This is a genomic window from Methylophilus sp., assembly GCF_052437885.1.
Classification (GTDB): Bacteria; Pseudomonadota; Gammaproteobacteria; order Burkholderiales; family Methylophilaceae; genus Methylophilus.
The window spans coordinates 1-14,668 of the sequence record NZ_JBQVPB010000002.1 but is presented as its reverse complement, the minus strand read 5'-3'; the positions used below and the strand labels follow the sequence as shown (position 1 = coordinate 14,668).

Annotated in this window: 15 protein-coding genes; 4 read left to right on the top strand and 11 right to left on the bottom strand. The window is 53.2% G+C overall.

All coding sequences use genetic code 11. The features are described from left to right. Positions 1-132 precede the first annotated feature (132 nt). The 3 genes from ACT6RZ_RS01920 to ACT6RZ_RS01910 all read left to right on the top strand — a co-directional run bounded on the left by ACT6RZ_RS01920 (position 133) and on the right by ACT6RZ_RS01910 (position 4,394). Positions 133-2,082 carry an SMP-30/gluconolactonase/LRE family protein gene (locus ACT6RZ_RS01920; RefSeq protein WP_444700501.1) on the top strand — a complete coding sequence of 650 codons (1,950 nt, stop codon included), beginning with the start codon at positions 133-135 and terminating at the stop codon, positions 2,080-2,082. 175 nt (positions 2,083-2,257) lie between these two features. Then, positions 2,258-2,545 (top strand): PsiF family protein, encoded by a 288-nt coding sequence (locus tag ACT6RZ_RS01915; protein ID WP_444700500.1) that lies wholly within the window; start codon positions 2,258-2,260, stop codon positions 2,543-2,545. Between the two features lie 277 nt (positions 2,546-2,822). After that, positions 2,823-4,394 (top strand): putative bifunctional diguanylate cyclase/phosphodiesterase, encoded by a 1,572-nt coding sequence (locus tag ACT6RZ_RS01910; RefSeq protein ID WP_444700499.1) that lies wholly within the window; start codon positions 2,823-2,825, stop codon positions 4,392-4,394. 23 nt (positions 4,395-4,417) lie between these two features. On the opposite strand, the gene cyoE is transcribed toward ACT6RZ_RS01910, so the two are convergent. From cyoE to ACT6RZ_RS01890, 4 genes are read right to left on the bottom strand one after another with little or no spacing between them, the layout of a single operon-like run. Next, entirely contained in the window at positions 4,418-5,314 is an 897-nt protein-coding gene (cyoE, locus tag ACT6RZ_RS01905) for a heme o synthase (protein ID WP_444700498.1), read from the bottom strand. Between the two features lie 19 nt (positions 5,315-5,333). Continuing rightward, the gene (locus tag ACT6RZ_RS01900) at positions 5,334-6,308 is read right to left on the bottom strand and encodes a COX15/CtaA family protein (RefSeq protein WP_444700497.1); all 975 of its coding nucleotides are present in this window, start codon (positions 6,306-6,308) and stop codon (positions 5,334-5,336) included. Positions 6,309-6,310: 2 nt separating this feature from the next. Then, positions 6,311-6,928 carry an SCO family protein gene (locus tag ACT6RZ_RS01895; RefSeq protein ID WP_444700496.1) on the bottom strand — a complete coding sequence of 206 codons (618 nt, stop codon included), beginning with the start codon at positions 6,926-6,928 and terminating at the stop codon, positions 6,311-6,313. A 33-nt stretch (positions 6,929-6,961) separates the two neighbouring features. Continuing rightward, the gene (locus tag ACT6RZ_RS01890) at positions 6,962-7,696 is read right to left on the bottom strand and encodes an SURF1 family protein (protein WP_444700495.1); all 735 of its coding nucleotides are present in this window, start codon (positions 7,694-7,696) and stop codon (positions 6,962-6,964) included. Positions 7,697-7,759: 63 nt separating this feature from the next. On the opposite strand from ACT6RZ_RS01890, the gene ACT6RZ_RS01885 reads away from it, so the two are divergent. Then, entirely contained in the window at positions 7,760-7,960 is a 201-nt protein-coding gene (locus ACT6RZ_RS01885; RefSeq protein ID WP_444700494.1) for a twin transmembrane helix small protein, read from the top strand. Between the two features lie 120 nt (positions 7,961-8,080). Here ACT6RZ_RS01885 and ACT6RZ_RS01880 read toward each other — a convergent pair whose 3' ends face one another. The 7 genes from ACT6RZ_RS01880 to ACT6RZ_RS01850 all read right to left on the bottom strand — a co-directional run. Next, positions 8,081-9,013: a cytochrome c oxidase subunit 3 gene (locus ACT6RZ_RS01880; RefSeq protein ID WP_444700493.1), complete on the bottom strand. Its 933-nt coding sequence runs from the start codon at positions 9,011-9,013 to the stop codon at positions 8,081-8,083. A gap of 189 nt (positions 9,014-9,202) precedes the next feature. Further along, a complete protein-coding gene (locus ACT6RZ_RS01875; RefSeq protein WP_444700492.1) occupies positions 9,203-9,742 on the bottom strand; it encodes a cytochrome c oxidase assembly protein in 540 nt (179 codons plus the stop codon). Positions 9,743-9,988: 246 nt separating this feature from the next. After that, a complete protein-coding gene (gene ctaD, locus ACT6RZ_RS01870; RefSeq protein ID WP_444700491.1) occupies positions 9,989-11,581 on the bottom strand; it encodes a cytochrome c oxidase subunit I in 1,593 nt (530 codons plus the stop codon). 29 nt (positions 11,582-11,610) lie between these two features. Beyond that, entirely contained in the window at positions 11,611-12,777 is a 1,167-nt protein-coding gene (coxB, locus tag ACT6RZ_RS01865; RefSeq protein WP_444700490.1) for a cytochrome c oxidase subunit II, read from the bottom strand. Positions 12,778-12,798: 21 nt separating this feature from the next. Then, positions 12,799-13,260 (bottom strand): DUF2244 domain-containing protein, encoded by a 462-nt coding sequence (locus ACT6RZ_RS01860; RefSeq protein WP_444700489.1) that lies wholly within the window; start codon positions 13,258-13,260, stop codon positions 12,799-12,801. Positions 13,261-13,713: 453 nt separating this feature from the next. Beyond that, complete coding sequence (locus tag ACT6RZ_RS01855) at positions 13,714-14,523, bottom strand: energy transducer TonB (protein WP_444700488.1); 810 nt, start codon at positions 14,521-14,523, stop codon at positions 13,714-13,716. A gap of 4 nt (positions 14,524-14,527) precedes the next feature. Further along, positions 14,528-14,668, bottom strand: a 141-nt coding sequence (locus tag ACT6RZ_RS01850; protein WP_444700774.1) for an ExbD/TolR family protein, incomplete at its 5' end; no start/stop codon positions are given.

Genomic DNA, 14,668 nt, shown 5'->3' with positions numbered 1-14,668 from the left:
ATTAAGCATTTATTGAATAGAAATAGGCAATCATTTCATATTTTTTAAACTTACGGCTGAACCCTACTCTGCGTAGACTACTCATACCAAACTTGCATGGGTAATCATTTTTTGGAGAAGAGGATAAGCTTGATGAAAAATCAATTGATAAAAGGTCTGATCGGTTCCATATTCGCAACCCTGTCAGTCAGCGCCTGGGCAGATAGTCAGGATGTACGTGACAACCTGAGCAAACTGCGCGTGCCGGACGGTTTTCATATCGATGTCTACGCTGAAGTGCCGGGCGCACGCCAGATGACACTGGGCACCAATGGCAATGTCTATGTTGGCACCCGTGGCAGCAAAGTATATGCCGTAGTCGATAAAAACAAGGACCACAAGGCAGACCAGGTAGTCGCTATTCTGGATGACCTCACCGTAGGCAATGGCGTCGCCATGGTAGACGGGCATTTATATGTGGCCGAACAACATCGTATCACGCGCTATGCAGCGCCTGACTTTGATCTGACTTTGCCGTTTAAAGCCATGCGTGAAGTGGTTTATGACAAATTACCGAACAAAGCCCATCACGGCTGGCGTTATATCGCTGCCGGCCCTGATAACAAGTTATATGTGACCATAGGCGCGCCTTGCAACATCTGCGACCCGACGGGTATTGAAGCTTCCATCATCCGCCTCAACCCGGATGGCAGCCAGGTCGAAACCTTTGCCAAAGGCGTGCGTAATTCAGTCGGCCTGGACTTTCAGCCGGGCACCAACACCCTGTTCTTTACCGACAACGGTGTGGACTTGCTGGGCGCGGATATTCCGCATGACGAGCTGAATGCGGCGCCTAAAGCGGGCCTGCATTTTGGTTTCCCTTTCTTTGCCGGTGGCGATGCACGTGACCCGAACTGGAAGAACAAGACCCCGCCAGCGGCAGTGACCAAACCGGTCGCCGAGTTTCAGGCGCACAGCGCCAACCTGGGCTTCAAGTTTTACACCGGCAAGCAATTCCCCAGTGAATACCAGGGCAATGCCGTAATTGCACAGCATGGCTCCTGGAACCGTAAAGAGCCGGTCGGTTACCAGCTGGTGCGCGTCACGTTTGACGAGCAGAAACAAGTCAAGGAAACCAAGGTATTCATAGACGGCTGGCTGAGTGCCGAAGGTGAAGTCTGGGGACGCCCTAACGATGTGCTGCAATTGCCAGATGGCTCATTGCTGGTGTCGGATGACTACAATGGCGTGATCTACCGTGTCAGCTATGATGGCAAAGCCCAGACCAAAGCGGCGACCAGCGCACCGGCGGCCAGCACAGGTGACAAGACCCTGAGTGGATTTGCCATGCCGGAATCGGTATTCGCCGCGCCTGATGGTGTGGTGTATGTGTCGGAGATAGGCGAGTTTGGCAAAGCCGGTGATGGCAAGATCACCAGTATCGCTGCAGATGGCACCCGCAAAACACTGGCGGATGGCCTGAATGACCCTAAAGGCCTGGATCTTTTCAATGGCCAGCTGTATGTCGCCGATGTAGACCGAGTGGTGCGTATAGATGCACAGAGTGGTCAGCAAACCGTGCTGGCTGAGAGCTCGGCCTTTCCACGCAAACCAGTGTTCCTCAACGATGTTGAGATAGACGGTCTGGGCAATGTGTATATCTCGGACAGTGGCGATGACAATGGCAAAGGCGCAGGCATCTTCAAGATCGCAGCCGGTAAAGTGACTGAAGTGCTCAAAGGCAATGCCGGTATCAAACGGCCGAATGGCTTGCTGATGGACGGCCAGAACAGCCTGCTGGTCGCTGACTTTGGCACGGGCAAACTGTTCAGGGTACAACTGGGCGCTAAAAAGCCGACCGTCACCCTGCTCAACCAGGGCTTTGGTGGTGCTGATGGCCTGGTGCGCGATGCCCATGGCCGCCTGTATGTGAGCGACTGGGCGGGCGGCAATGTCTGGCAACTGAGTGAGCCGAAAGCGACACCGCAGCGCATTATCCAGGGTTACCAGTCTGCGGCAGATATCAGTCTGTCCAGCGATGGTCAGTCCTTGCTGGTACCAGATATGAAAGCAGGCACACTGCACAGCGTGCCTATCCAGTAGACCTTAGTCACAAGACCTGAAAGCCCGGTGTCTCACCGGGCTTTTTTTGTGCAGATTTTTTGTTTAGCTATTTGTTTACCTGGGCTTTCTTGTCTGTGTCAGAATGCCAGTCACAGGCACGCATATGGCTGCCTGTATCACACTATCATCTGTTTATTTTTGTTTGGAGACTTTCATGAAAAAACTGGTTCTTGCCCTGCTGCTGTCCTCTTTCTGTCTGTCAGTATCTGCAGGCCCGCAACAGGAGAAAATGAAAACCTGTAATGCCGATGCCAAAACCAAGGCCTTGCAAGGGGACGAACGTAAAGCCTTTATGAAAACCTGTTTATCAGCCGATAGCGCAGATTCCGGCCTGACTGCGCAACAGAATAAAATGAAGACCTGCAACGCCGATGCCAAGACCAAGGCCTTGCAAGGCGACGAACGCAAAGCCTTTATGAAGAGCTGTTTGTCCGGCAAATAATGCCGGCCCGCAGTCTCTGAGCCACGTAGCACTCACGTAGCAACCACCTGCAGCCGCGCTGCAGGTGGCCACTGCAAAATAATCCACAGCACCCCTCAAGTTTTTCGCCTGCCTGCCGTTAACCCAGTTAGCTCTTGGTGTGGGGTGGCGCAGACCTCCAGCGGGTAATACCGGCCGCCCTGATACCAAGCCATCATTGCAAGGAACGCAAAGATAGAATGGTATGCATAACCCACTCAGAAACTCATCTGCAAGACGATTATTGATAGTGCTATCAATGTCACCGCCACTGGTGCCGCAGGCCTGGTCGGCGACACTGGCTCAGCCTTTGGCCGCCAGTGAACCGGCATTGGTCAGCGGCCTGGCGATAGAGGCCGGCATAACGGTACTGGCATTGGCCTGCGTGTTTCTCGTCTATCAGCTGTGGCGTTTTTACTTGCGCGCACAACGCCGCGAAACCGAAGTGCGCCAGCAGATCTGGCGCCAGGCCAATTATGATTACCTGACGCAATTACCCAACCGCTATCTGTTACAGCAGTGTCTGGAGAACGCTATCCTGGACTGCCAGCAGTCGCAGCAGCAACTGGGCTTGCTGTTGATAGACCTGGATGGGTTTAAAGATGTGAATGATATTGCCGGGCATGCGGTCGGCGACCGGCTGCTGCAGAATGCGGCATTGCGTATCCAGTCATGTGTACGCGACGGCGACACCACCGCCAAGCTCGGCGGTGATGAGTTTGTGGTGGTGATCCCCAAACTGAAAGATGTCAGGCTGTTGCATGATATAGGCGCCAAGATCGTCGAGACGGTGCGCTCGCCTTTCCATATCGATGATAATCAGTATTTCGTCACCGCCAGCATAGGGATCGCCGTGTTCCCCGACCACAGTGACTCGGCCGAAACGCTGATGATGTATGCCGACCAGGCCCTGTATGCCGCCAAACGCGCGGGCAAGAACCAGTACCAGTTTTTTACCCAGACCATGCAACAGGAGATCACCGAGCGCATCTCCCTGACGCACGACCTGCGTTCGGCGGTTGAAAATGACGAGTTGCACCTGGTCTACCAGCCTATCTACCGCCTGCAGGATATCACGCTGATCAAAGCCGAAGCGCTGCTACGCTGGCAGCATCCTACACGCGGCAATATCCCGCCGGGCACGTTTATCCCGCTGGCAGAAGAATCCGGCTCTATCATAGAGATAGGCAAGTGGGTGTTTAATGAAGTATTGCGTGATTTATCGACCATAGACCCGCTGCGCCTGCAAGGTGTGCAGATCAGCCTCAACATCTCGCCGGTGCAGTTCGCGCACCCGCAACACCTGATGGCATTCATCAAACGCCTGGAGCGTTCGAATATCCCGTGTGAATTATTCTGTTTTGAGATCACCGAAGGCTTGCTACTGGAACCTTCACGCGTGGTGCAGGACACTTTAAGAGCCCTCAAGCAGGCGGGGATCAAGCTCTCTATCGACGACTTTGGCACCGGCTATTCGGCACTGGGTTATCTGAAGAAATACCATGTCGATTACGTCAAGATCGACAAGTCATTTATCAGCAACCTGGGTGAGGACAACTATGACTTTATCCTGTGCCGCTCTATCATACAGATGGCACATGAGCTGAATATGCAGCTGATCGCCGAAGGCGTGGAGAACGCCCAGCAGGAGAATATCCTCAAGGTGATCAACTGTGATTTTATCCAGGGATTTTTGCACGGTAAACCGGCGCTGTTCAGTTCGCTGTTGCAGCAGATAGACCAGCAGACGCTGGATCAGCTATCGCAGCCATTACTAGGCGTAGAAACAAAAATGGCAGCATTGCAACATGCTGCCACCAAGTTATCTTAAGCAGGTGTGCTTGATATGAGCCGCTAGATCAAGTAATGGTCCAGCAACAAAGCGGCGAAGATCAGGCTCAGGTAAAGGATAGAGTATTTGAATGTGGTTTTGGCCAATGCGTCAGAGTAGTGGCGGTAAAGGCTGACCACATAGTAGAGAAACACCGCATTCAGCGCGACAGCAGACGCCAGGTATAACCAGCCGCTCATGCCCAGGCCATAAGGCATGAAAGACACCACGATCAAAATCACGGTATACAGCAGGATATGCAGCAAGGTGAACCGCTCGCCATGCGTCACTGGCAACATAGGCATGCCGACTTTGGCATACTCTTCACGGCGGTATAAGGCCAGCGCCCAGAAATGCGGCGGCGTCCAGGCAAAAATAATCAGGAACATCACCAGCGCTTCCGGCGAGACGGTATTATTGACTGCCGCCCAGCCCAGGATAGGCGGCATGGCGCCGGATGCGCCACCAATCACGATATTCATAGGCGTGGCCGGTTTGAGAAAAACGGTATAGATCACGGCATAGCCGACAAAGGTGCCCAGTGTCAGCCACATGGTGAGCGGGTTGACCCAGTAATACAGAATACTCAGGCCCAGGCCACCGAGCACACTGGCAAACAGCAGGGTCTCCATCTGCGACAGTTGCCCGGTCGGGATAGGTCGCGCACGCGTGCGTGCCATCATGGCATCTATCTTGTGCTCTATCAGGCAGTTGAACGCAGCCGCCGCGCCCGAGGCAAAAGCGATACCCACTGTCGCTGCCAGCAATATCTGCAGTGACACCATGCCCGGCGTGGCCATCAACATGCCTATGATGGCGGTAAAAACGATCAACGCCGTCACCCGCGGCTTGGTCAAGGCATAAAAATTGCGCAGGCTCATCTTGGCCGATGTCAGTTGTGTAACCCAAATACTTTGCATGACTAATCCCCCAACTTTTCTAATAAGACGTATCAATTAATCTCGCATTCACAGTCACCAGGCAGATGCCCAGCAAAGCAGCGCCAGCGTTATGCAACACCGCCAGCACCAGCGGCAGTTGCAGCAACAGGTTGCCTATACCGACGCTGATCTGTAACAACAGGACTACCAGCAGTGCCCATGCCAGCGGCCTGGCGGTTTTCCGTTGCAACAGAATCCTGATACTCACCACACCCCAGGCCAGCACCAGCAAAGCCCCCAGCCTGTGCACCCACTGGATGGCCGTCAGGGCATCGAGGTGCAGCTGACCGCCATCGCGGCTCTCACCCAGCGCGCGCGTCAGGTGAAAGGCATCATACATATCCATGTCCGGCCACCACAGGCCATGACAGGTCGGAAAATCAGTACAGGCCAGCGCCGCATAATTACTACTGGTCCAGCCACCCAGTATGACTTGCAGCAACCACACCAGTAAGGCCAGGCGTAACCACCATTGCTGGGCCGAGGGCAAGGCGATGGATGGTTGTCCAGTATTGCGTACGGCTATCCAGCATAACAAAGCCAGTGTGCTCATGCCGCCCAGCAGATGCAGGGTGACTATCAGCGGCTTGAGTAGCAAAGTCACTGTCCACATGCCCAGCAATGCCTGCAAGCCGACCAATACCACCAGAGCCGCGGATAACTGCCAGCTGCTGCGTATGTGCTGCCTGTGCCTGTAGGCCAGCACAGCCAGGCCTAGCACCACCAGGCCCAGACTGCCGGCCAGGTACCTGTGCGCCATTTCTTTCCAGGCCTTGGCATGTTCCAGTGGCCGGTCCGGGTAGGCCTGCTGTGCAGACTGTATGGCAGACTCACTTTGCGGCACTGACAGGGCGCCATAACAGCCCGGCCAGTCAGGGCAACCCAGGCCGGCATCAGACAGGCGCACATAAGAGCCCAGCACCACCACGCAAAATGCCAGCACCACCGCAAAAACACTTAAAGGTTTAAACATCATCAACCTGCCCAGGAAGCCTTGAGCAATTTCACCAGGTCCTTGCGTATCCACTTGGCTTCCTGCTCCAGGTCATACTGCATCATGATATTGCCTAGCGGGTCGACAAAATAAACGCGTTGCGCCGCCAGCGTATTCTGCCCGCCACCGCTGAGCATGCGGCCCACGGCTACTATCTGTTCAGGCTCGCCATTGATGATCAGCAGGTCAGGGAAACGTGCACGTATCTGCTGTGTGTCGGCCTGCTGCGTGATCAGCACACGCTGCACGCGTATCATGTCTTTATACAGCGAGACATACACCTGCCTTAAATCGTGCAGGCGCTGCATGCAACGGTCATCGCATTCGCCTGCGATCAGCACCATGCTCCATTTATCCTGCCAGAAGGCAGGCACAGCCTGCTTGTCATCGGTCAGCCAATGGCTGGTGGATGCGATTGAAACCGGGGGTTGGATCAGCTGGCCATAGCTTTTGCCACTGGGGCGCCAGTCAAACTTGATCATCGCCACCACCACGACCAGTGGCACGGTGAAGAAAATGGCCAGCAGTAAAAAGATCATGCGTCCTTTGCGCTGCTGTGCGGCATTCAAACTAGCGTGCGTTGTTGTATCTTCTTGCATGAACCTACCTGATTAACTTGTTTACTGGCTTGTTTACTGGCGTTTTTCCAGCATTTGATACACACCTATCAGTATGCTGGCCAAAGCAAAACCAAACCATTGATAGGCATAACTTAAATGTTTCTCTACCTGCCCGGCCGGTACATCCCAATGCCGGACGAACCCATCTTGTGCTACTGCCGGGTCCAGCTTCAATATAGCATGCGGCAGCAAAGGGTAAGTCAGCTGCTGCTGCAAATATTCAAAATCGATCACCTGCTGTACTTTATTCCAGCTTGTTCCCGGCTTACCCAATTGAAAACCGGTTTTGCTCTGATGCCACAACATGCCGGTCAGGGTCTGTTCGGCAGTATGCGTCTCTACCACTGGTAACTGCTGGTGATCTGCGAAACCCGCCACCCAGCCACGATTGACCAGGATAACGGTGTGCCCGTCAGCCAGCAGAAATGGCGTCAGCACATGAAAGCCTGCCTGCCCCTGCTCGACCTGATTATCAAGGAAAAAGCTTTGCTCAACCAGGTAATGCCCGCTCAGCTTCACCGTCCGCGTATGCAATGCTTCTACATGCGTTTCATCCAGCTTGCCCTGTGCCGCCAGCTCGAGCACATTCAGTCTGCCGTCGGCCAGGGCATGCGTGATCGCCTGCTTTTGTTCGGCTTTGTGCCACTGCCACATGCCCAATTTTAAACAGCCAAAAACCATGACTGCCACCACCAGTATCACCAGCGGCCGCACCCGTAAAACATACGATCCTAAAGGTATTTGCATTTTCCTACTTACAGCCCATAATGTGCCTTCACTCATTGCTTTCACTTAGCGCAGGATCACACCATGCTTATTAAAATTGCAACGGTTCTTGTATTACTGGTCATCATAGGCAGTCTGTTTTCTGCCCTGCTATTCCTGCTCAAAGACAAGCAAGGTTCTGACCGCACCGTGAAAGCACTCACCATGCGTATCGGCCTTTCTATCGCCTTGTTCCTGCTGCTCATTATTGCCGCCCATTTTGGCTATATCGGCCATAGCCTTTAGTCACCTGCGATAAAGTAATCGATAACCCCGATGCAGCACTGTTAAGTGCTGCTTTCTGATGATGGGCCAGCTCACCGGCAGTGAAACAAAAGGGCGCTTGCTGCGCCCTTTTTAGTCTGGCTAGAGCATGTAGACAAAGATATACAAGCCTAACCACACCACATCCACAAAGTGCCAGTACCAGGCGACACCTTCAAAACCGAAATGATGCTCAGGCGTGAAGTGGCCCTTGATACTGCGCAGCAAGATCACGATCAGCATCAGGGTACCAATGGTGACATGAAAACCGTGAAAACCGGTCAACATGAAGAAGGTGGCACCATAAGCGCCTGACTTCAGCGTCAAGCCCATTTCGGTATAGGCGTGGTGATATTCAGCTGCCTGGCAGAACAGGAAAGTCACGCCCAGTGCCACGGTCAGAAATAAACCGGTGATCAGTTGCTTGCGCTTATTTTTGATCAAACCCCAGTGCGCCCAGGTGATGGTCGCGCCCGAGCTTAACAGCAGCAGCGTATTGATCAGCGGCAGACCACTCCATTCCATAGGGTGAAAATCAGGATTAGGCTTGAAGGTCTCGCCCAGCACCACCCCGCCCGGCCCCTGTGACGGCCAGCTGTTGAGGAAGTCTTTATACGGCGTGATATCCGGCGCATACGAAGCCAGGTCAGGCACCGACAGCACCCGCATATAAAATAGCGCACCAAAGAACGCGGCAAAGAACGCCACTTCGGAACAGATGAACACTATCATGCCGATACGGAATGATTTGTCTTCCCATCTTTTATACTGCCCGGTCAGGCTCTCTGTCACCACATCACTCAGCCATTTGAACATCATGAACAGAATGATCGCCAGGCCTATATACATCATGTATTTGCCAGGGGTGGCCAGATAATCGAGGGATGGATTCTTGAGCGAGCCATCACCGCGCAGATCTGAGCCCGTCACATTGAATACAAAACCGCTGGCCATAGACAGCAGGCCTACAGAAATAAATGCGGGATAAATACTGCCGTGTGGAACGAAATAATGGTTATCTGAATGACTTGCCATGCCTAACTCCCAATCATTTGATTTTTATAATGTCGCAAGCTCTGCTTAAGTCCATCTTCGCTGCCACCCCTTGCTGTTGATAAAACATAGACTGATAAATAGCTACATACCGCGTCGATATTTCCTGCACAGGCCAGGTCTGGCTTAGAAGTCACACTTGATTAGAGCCTCCTTGAATCACACATCACATTAATTTGCGTCATTAGTCGCCGGAAAGAATGAGTACGACAAGGTAAGCTCATTCACATCTGGCGGCAGATCCGCGCTGATAAAAAACCTGAGTGGCAGCAGTTTCACCTGACCGGGATCCAGTGATTGCCGCACAAAGCAGAAACACTCAATCTTTTTCAGGTGGGCCGAGGCTTTACCCGGTGTCACACTAGGGATTGCCTGCCCGGCCACCACTTCACTCGTAATATTCTTTGCTTCAAACATCACCACCGTCACTTGCCCGGGGTGCACCTTGACACTCGCCTGCTTGGGATAGAAATTCCAGCCCAGGCCAGGCATCACCGCTGAAACAAACTGCACTGTCACCTCCCGCGAGGTATCCACCTTCTGGCTGGTGGCGGTCTGTGCAATATTGCTGGTTTTGCCATTCAAACCGGTGACAGAACAGAACACGTCATACAGCGGCACCAGGGCGAATGCAAACAGCAAAGCACCGACTATGATCCAGACTAACTTTAGGGCCAGTTTTTTATTGGCCTGCGCCTGCTGCTCGTTCACGACTGCATACCTTTAACAATATTATTTCCACATGGTGAACATTGAAACCACATACCATGCGATCGCCACACCCGCCAGAATCCAGGCGATCTTTTTATTGTTACTTTGCTTCGGTTTGTTGCTCAAAATCTTTTTCCTGTATTTCTCTGTGCCCGGGTGAGTCGGCGACCAGTGCCATTGATTAACATAGTATGGCACTGGCGCGTGCTGGTAGCGATTCACCATGACACAGTGATGCCACTGCGATCACTTGACGATAGGTTGCTCGGTAAAGCTGTGATATGGCGGCGGTGAAGGTAATGTCCACTCCAGGCCAATCGCGCCTTCCCACACTTTGTCGGTCGCCTTTTGGCCACCACGGGCGCAACTGATGATGTTGTACACCAGTAACAACTGTGACAAGCCCAGTACAAAAGCACCTACGGTCGAAATCATATTGAATTCGGCAAATTGCAGTGCGTAGTCAGGGATACGACGTGGCATGCCAGCCAGGCCGACAAAGAACTGCGGAATGAAAGTGACATTGAATGAAATGGCGGTCAGCCAGAAGTGCAATTTACCCAGCTTCTCGTTGTACATATGACCAGTCATTTTTGGCAACCAGTAATACACACCAGCCATGATACCCATGATGCCACCGGCAAACAGGGTGTAGTGGAAGTGTGCCACCACGAAGTAGCTGTTATGGTATTGCGCATCGGCTGCCACGTCGGCCAGTACCAGGCCGGTCAGGCCACCGACACCAAACAGGATGATCCAGCCTACCGTGAACAGCATAGGCGTTTCAAAAGTCATCGCGCCTTTCCACATGGTACGTATCCAGCAATAGAACAAGACAGCGAGCGGCAGCGAGATCGCCATGGTGCTATACATGAAATACAGCAGCGCCGGCACTGGCATACCCGCAGTGAAGAAATGGTGCGCCCACACGACCACAGACAGCGCGCCTATAGACCACAGTGAATACACCTGTGCTTTGTAGCCATACATGGGTTTACGGCTGAATGTCTGCAGGATCTGTGGAATGAAACCCCACACCGGCAACAGCAGGATATACACTTCAGGGTGACCAAAGAACCAGAACAGATGCTGGAACATGATAGGGTCGCCACCACCGGCAGCATCAAAGAAGTGAGTACCGAAATGGCGGTCTGTCAGCAACATGGTCACGGCACCGGCCAGCACCGGGATGGTCGCGATCAGCAGGAAAGCCGTGATCAGCCAGCCCCAGGCAAACAATGGCATCTTCATCAGGGTCATGCCCGGGGCACGCATGTTGAAAATGGTGACGATGACGTTGATGGAACCCAATACGGATGAGATCCCCAGCAAGTGCACGGCAAAAATGGCGAAGTCCACACCTATGCCACCCTGTACCGAGAGCGGCGGGTAGAAAGTCCAGCCGGTCGCCAATGCGCCATCACCGATACCGAACAGTGCCAGAGTGAAAGGCAGGGTCAGCAAAATGGCTGAAGGCGGCAGTATCCAGAAGCCCCAGTTATTCAGGCGCGGCAATGCCATATCCGGCGCGCCCAGTTGTAACGGCAACATCCAGTTGGCAAAACCAGTCGCAGCAGGCATAAGCGCCGCAAAGATCATGATCAGCGCATGCACGCCTATCAGCTGGTTGAAAAACTCGGGATTCATCAATTGCAGGCCAGGCTTGAATAGCTCGGCACGGATGCCAAGGATCATACAGCCACCGACCAGGAACATGACCAGTGAAAAAGTCAGGTACATGGTGCCGATATCCTTGTGGTTGGTGGTGGTCAACCAACGCATGATCCCGGTAGGATGCTCCTGGTGCTCGTCGTGATGTGCTACGGAAGTAGTACTCATCGTTGCTCTCCTAAAAATCTCTTAAAGTATTATTCACGTGCTGCTTTGACTTGTGGCGGTTGCACCAGGGCATCTACCGATGCGGTATTGCCCAGGGCATTGCGCTCATAAGTGATCACAGCAGCGATTTCAGTGTCATTCAGGGTCGATTTCCATGGTGGCATCACGCCTTTACCATTCAACACTCTATCCAGATGACTGTCTTTTTGATATTTACCATCGGCGCCGAAGATCGGCCCCACGGCGATCTTGCTGCCAGTAAGCGCCGGGAAAGCCGGTGGCAAGCCAGCACCAGTGACCTGGTGACAGACCGCACAGTTTTTCTCGTACACGATCTTGCCCTGCGCCAGCAACTCTTCCTTGCTCAACTCTTTGACATCACCGGCAGCTTTTTGCTCATCCTGTTTTTTACCAGCCCAGGCAGCGAACTCTTCTTTGGAGACCGCATTCACCACCACGGGCATATAACCATGGCCTTTACCGCATAACTCTTTACACTGGCCGCGATAAACACCGGCTTTTTCGACCTGCACCCAGGTTTCACGGATAAAGCCAGGCACCGCCACGCGTGAGGAACCGAATTGCGGCACCCACCAGTTATGCAATACGTCGGAGGCCGTCATCAGGATGCGGACTTTTTCGCCCACAGGCAGCACCAGCGGGTTATCCACTTCAAGCAGATAGTTTTCGCCCTTGTCTTCCTTGTTATGCATCTGGCTGTCGGAGGTGGCGAGGTTGCTGACGAATTTGATGCCTTTGGCGTCACCGTCGAGATACTCATACTGCCAGCGCCATTGCGAGCCGGTGATCTTGATCACCATGGTCGACTGGTCGCGGGTATCTTCCATCATCACCACACTGTGGTAAGCCGGGATACCCATGATGACAAAGTCGATCAGCAGCAGGATGACGAACGGGATCAGAGTCCAGAAGATCTCCATCGAGGTGGAAGGCGTCTTGTCGACCACGGCCTGGTAGCCTTTGTCGTGACGGTGTTTCACGATAGAGTAAATCATGATGGCCAGCACCACCACAAAGATCACGGCGGTGATCAGCATGAACTTGTTATGCACATGCAGCGTGTCCAGCGCCATCGGTGTGACCGGGTCCGGGAAGTTGAACGTGTAGTCAGCGCGTGCGCTTAATGAATAAAACAGTGCAAAAGCACTAACCCCGAGTTTCTTCATTCCTTGCATCTAATCTGCTCCAAAATCTAGTTATTTAGTTTTGAGAAGTGTCCGCCTGAGATGTGAAGCCAGTTCATCGCGTTGCGCGTTGTTCATGGTGTCACGACCAAACTCGACCTCTTGATTATGGGACCCTATCCACAGTGACGTTTTACCGTTCTCACCTTCCCTGAGCGTTATACGGGTCCAATATCGTTGAAAGCGAACGTGTTTTATTTTGCCCAGCACACTCTGTTCTATCTCAACATGATCCTCAGCGACCGTGACTTTTTCGTAATCACTGCTGTGTCGCAACACCAACACAAACGCCAGAACCACTAACACTATTTCCAAACCAGCAAATGGCAACACCATCCAGGCACCGATATGCAAAAAAGCCAAGGCTATCAACCCGGTCAATACGCCTAAACTCAACAGCAACCTCCAGACACTTTCAGCAGAAGCGGAAGCATTTGGCTTTGTAATGCATTGTGTTTCGTAGATGGATAACATGTTTGCCAACCCGGAACTGAATCTGTAGCAACTAAATTACGTTTAGTTACAAATTTGTTACACATTGAAAGGTAGCATAAGACGACTTGAGTGACAAGAAAAAGAATGCGGATGCGGTGAAGAAAGTGGCCCATTCCACTCTCCGGCGATTTTCAGCAGTGCTGGCAGAATGGTTTTCTGATGGTGCATGACGCCACAAAAACTAAAAAAATCAGTGACATAGAAAAAATGTTTCTTTACAACTGCAAACGGTCAACGCCAGGTCCGAGCGAGTCCGGCTTCATCGTTGTCCAGTTTCAATCTGGCCCAGTCAGCGGGATTGTTTTGCGCAAAAAAATCCCCTGCCCCTGCCGGAGGAAGATGGCAGGTGCAAGGGGTGAAATGCAAACATCATCGTTTAGAAAGTGAGGGATTGCCTTTCCGATCATGTCTGCTGCAGACCGTTTGTATTTTTTATTCCAGCCTGAAAGAAACCGGGATAGTGATCTTGAAGGTTTTTTTCCTCAAGCTGTCCTTGACGCCGAGCTGGGCGATGGCTTTTCTCACCATGCGCACCGCCTCCTCATCGAGTGGCGCATGCTTGCTGCTATCTACCAGTGACACCTGCACCAGCTCGCCGCGCACGAACTGCGCCAGGATAGTCACATCGCCTTCCAGATGGCGTCGGATGGCGATGGTCGGATATTGCTTGCTCTTGTTGACCAGGTTGCGCAGCTGATCGCCATAATCGCCCCAGGCATCATTGTCGCTGGGGGCCAGCTCATCAGTCTCATTGCTTACCGGCGCACTCACCGCAGGCGCGGCACGCGCTTCTTTGGCGGCTGACTCGGTCGCCGTATGGTTGGCTGCATCACTGCTACTCGGCGCAGCGGTGGTATTCACGGCCGGCGCTGGCTCTACCCGCGCCGGCAATGCCTGCTCAGGCACCTGGTAATCTGCCTCATTGTGGGCAGGGGCGGTGATGACCGACTTCTGGTTCTCCACCGGCGGCGCTGTGCGTGGCTTGACCGTGGTGGGGGTCGTTTGTGGCTCGGGTGGAGCCGAAGTCACCACCGGCGGAGAAACCTGCTGCTCGCTGGGCTTGGAAGCAGGCATCTTCATGGTGAAGAATTCGATCTCCAGCCGTTGCGGCATGGCGGGTAGCTGTATATGACTCAGCGTGGGATAAATCGCCACCACCAGCGCATGCAGCAGCAATGACACGACCACTGCACGCCAAACCAGCGTGTAGTGATCATCCGCGGCATAGACCAGGCTGGTCATACGCTTATCTGCCTGCTTCCGGCGACATGACAAAACTGAATTTGCTGATACCGGCCCGCTGTATCGCCGCCAGCACCTTGGCCACGATGCCATATTCGGCATGCTCATCGGCATAGATCTCCACTGCCGGGTCTTGTTGCTGCTT

Excerpts from the sequence above, each read along its gene's own strand:
- ACT6RZ_RS01920 (WP_444700501.1), top strand. The coding sequence starts at position 133 with ATGAAAAATCAATTGATAAAAGGTCTGATCGGTTCCATATTCGCAACC.
- ACT6RZ_RS01915 (WP_444700500.1), top strand. The coding sequence starts at position 2,258 with ATGAAAAAACTGGTTCTTGCCCTGCTGCTGTCCTCTTTCTGTCTGTCA.
- ACT6RZ_RS01910 (WP_444700499.1), top strand. The coding sequence starts at position 2,823 with ATGTCACCGCCACTGGTGCCGCAGGCCTGGTCGGCGACACTGGCTCAG.
- cyoE (WP_444700498.1), bottom strand. The coding sequence starts at position 5,314 with ATGCAAAGTATTTGGGTTACACAACTGACATCGGCCAAGATGAGCCTG.
- ACT6RZ_RS01900 (WP_444700497.1), bottom strand. The coding sequence starts at position 6,308 with ATGTTTAAACCTTTAAGTGTTTTTGCGGTGGTGCTGGCATTTTGCGTG.
- ACT6RZ_RS01895 (WP_444700496.1), bottom strand. The coding sequence starts at position 6,928 with ATGCAAGAAGATACAACAACGCACGCTAGTTTGAATGCCGCACAGCAG.
- ACT6RZ_RS01890 (WP_444700495.1), bottom strand. The coding sequence starts at position 7,696 with ATGCAAATACCTTTAGGATCGTATGTTTTACGGGTGCGGCCGCTGGTG.
- ACT6RZ_RS01885 (WP_444700494.1), top strand. The coding sequence starts at position 7,760 with ATGCTTATTAAAATTGCAACGGTTCTTGTATTACTGGTCATCATAGGC.
- ACT6RZ_RS01880 (WP_444700493.1), bottom strand. The coding sequence starts at position 9,013 with ATGGCAAGTCATTCAGATAACCATTATTTCGTTCCACACGGCAGTATT.
- ctaD (WP_444700491.1), bottom strand. The coding sequence starts at position 11,581 with ATGAGTACTACTTCCGTAGCACATCACGACGAGCACCAGGAGCATCCT.
- coxB (WP_444700490.1), bottom strand. The coding sequence starts at position 12,777 with ATGCAAGGAATGAAGAAACTCGGGGTTAGTGCTTTTGCACTGTTTTAT.
- ACT6RZ_RS01860 (WP_444700489.1), bottom strand. The coding sequence starts at position 13,260 with ATGTTATCCATCTACGAAACACAATGCATTACAAAGCCAAATGCTTCC.
- ACT6RZ_RS01855 (WP_444700488.1), bottom strand. The coding sequence starts at position 14,523 with ATGACCAGCCTGGTCTATGCCGCGGATGATCACTACACGCTGGTTTGG.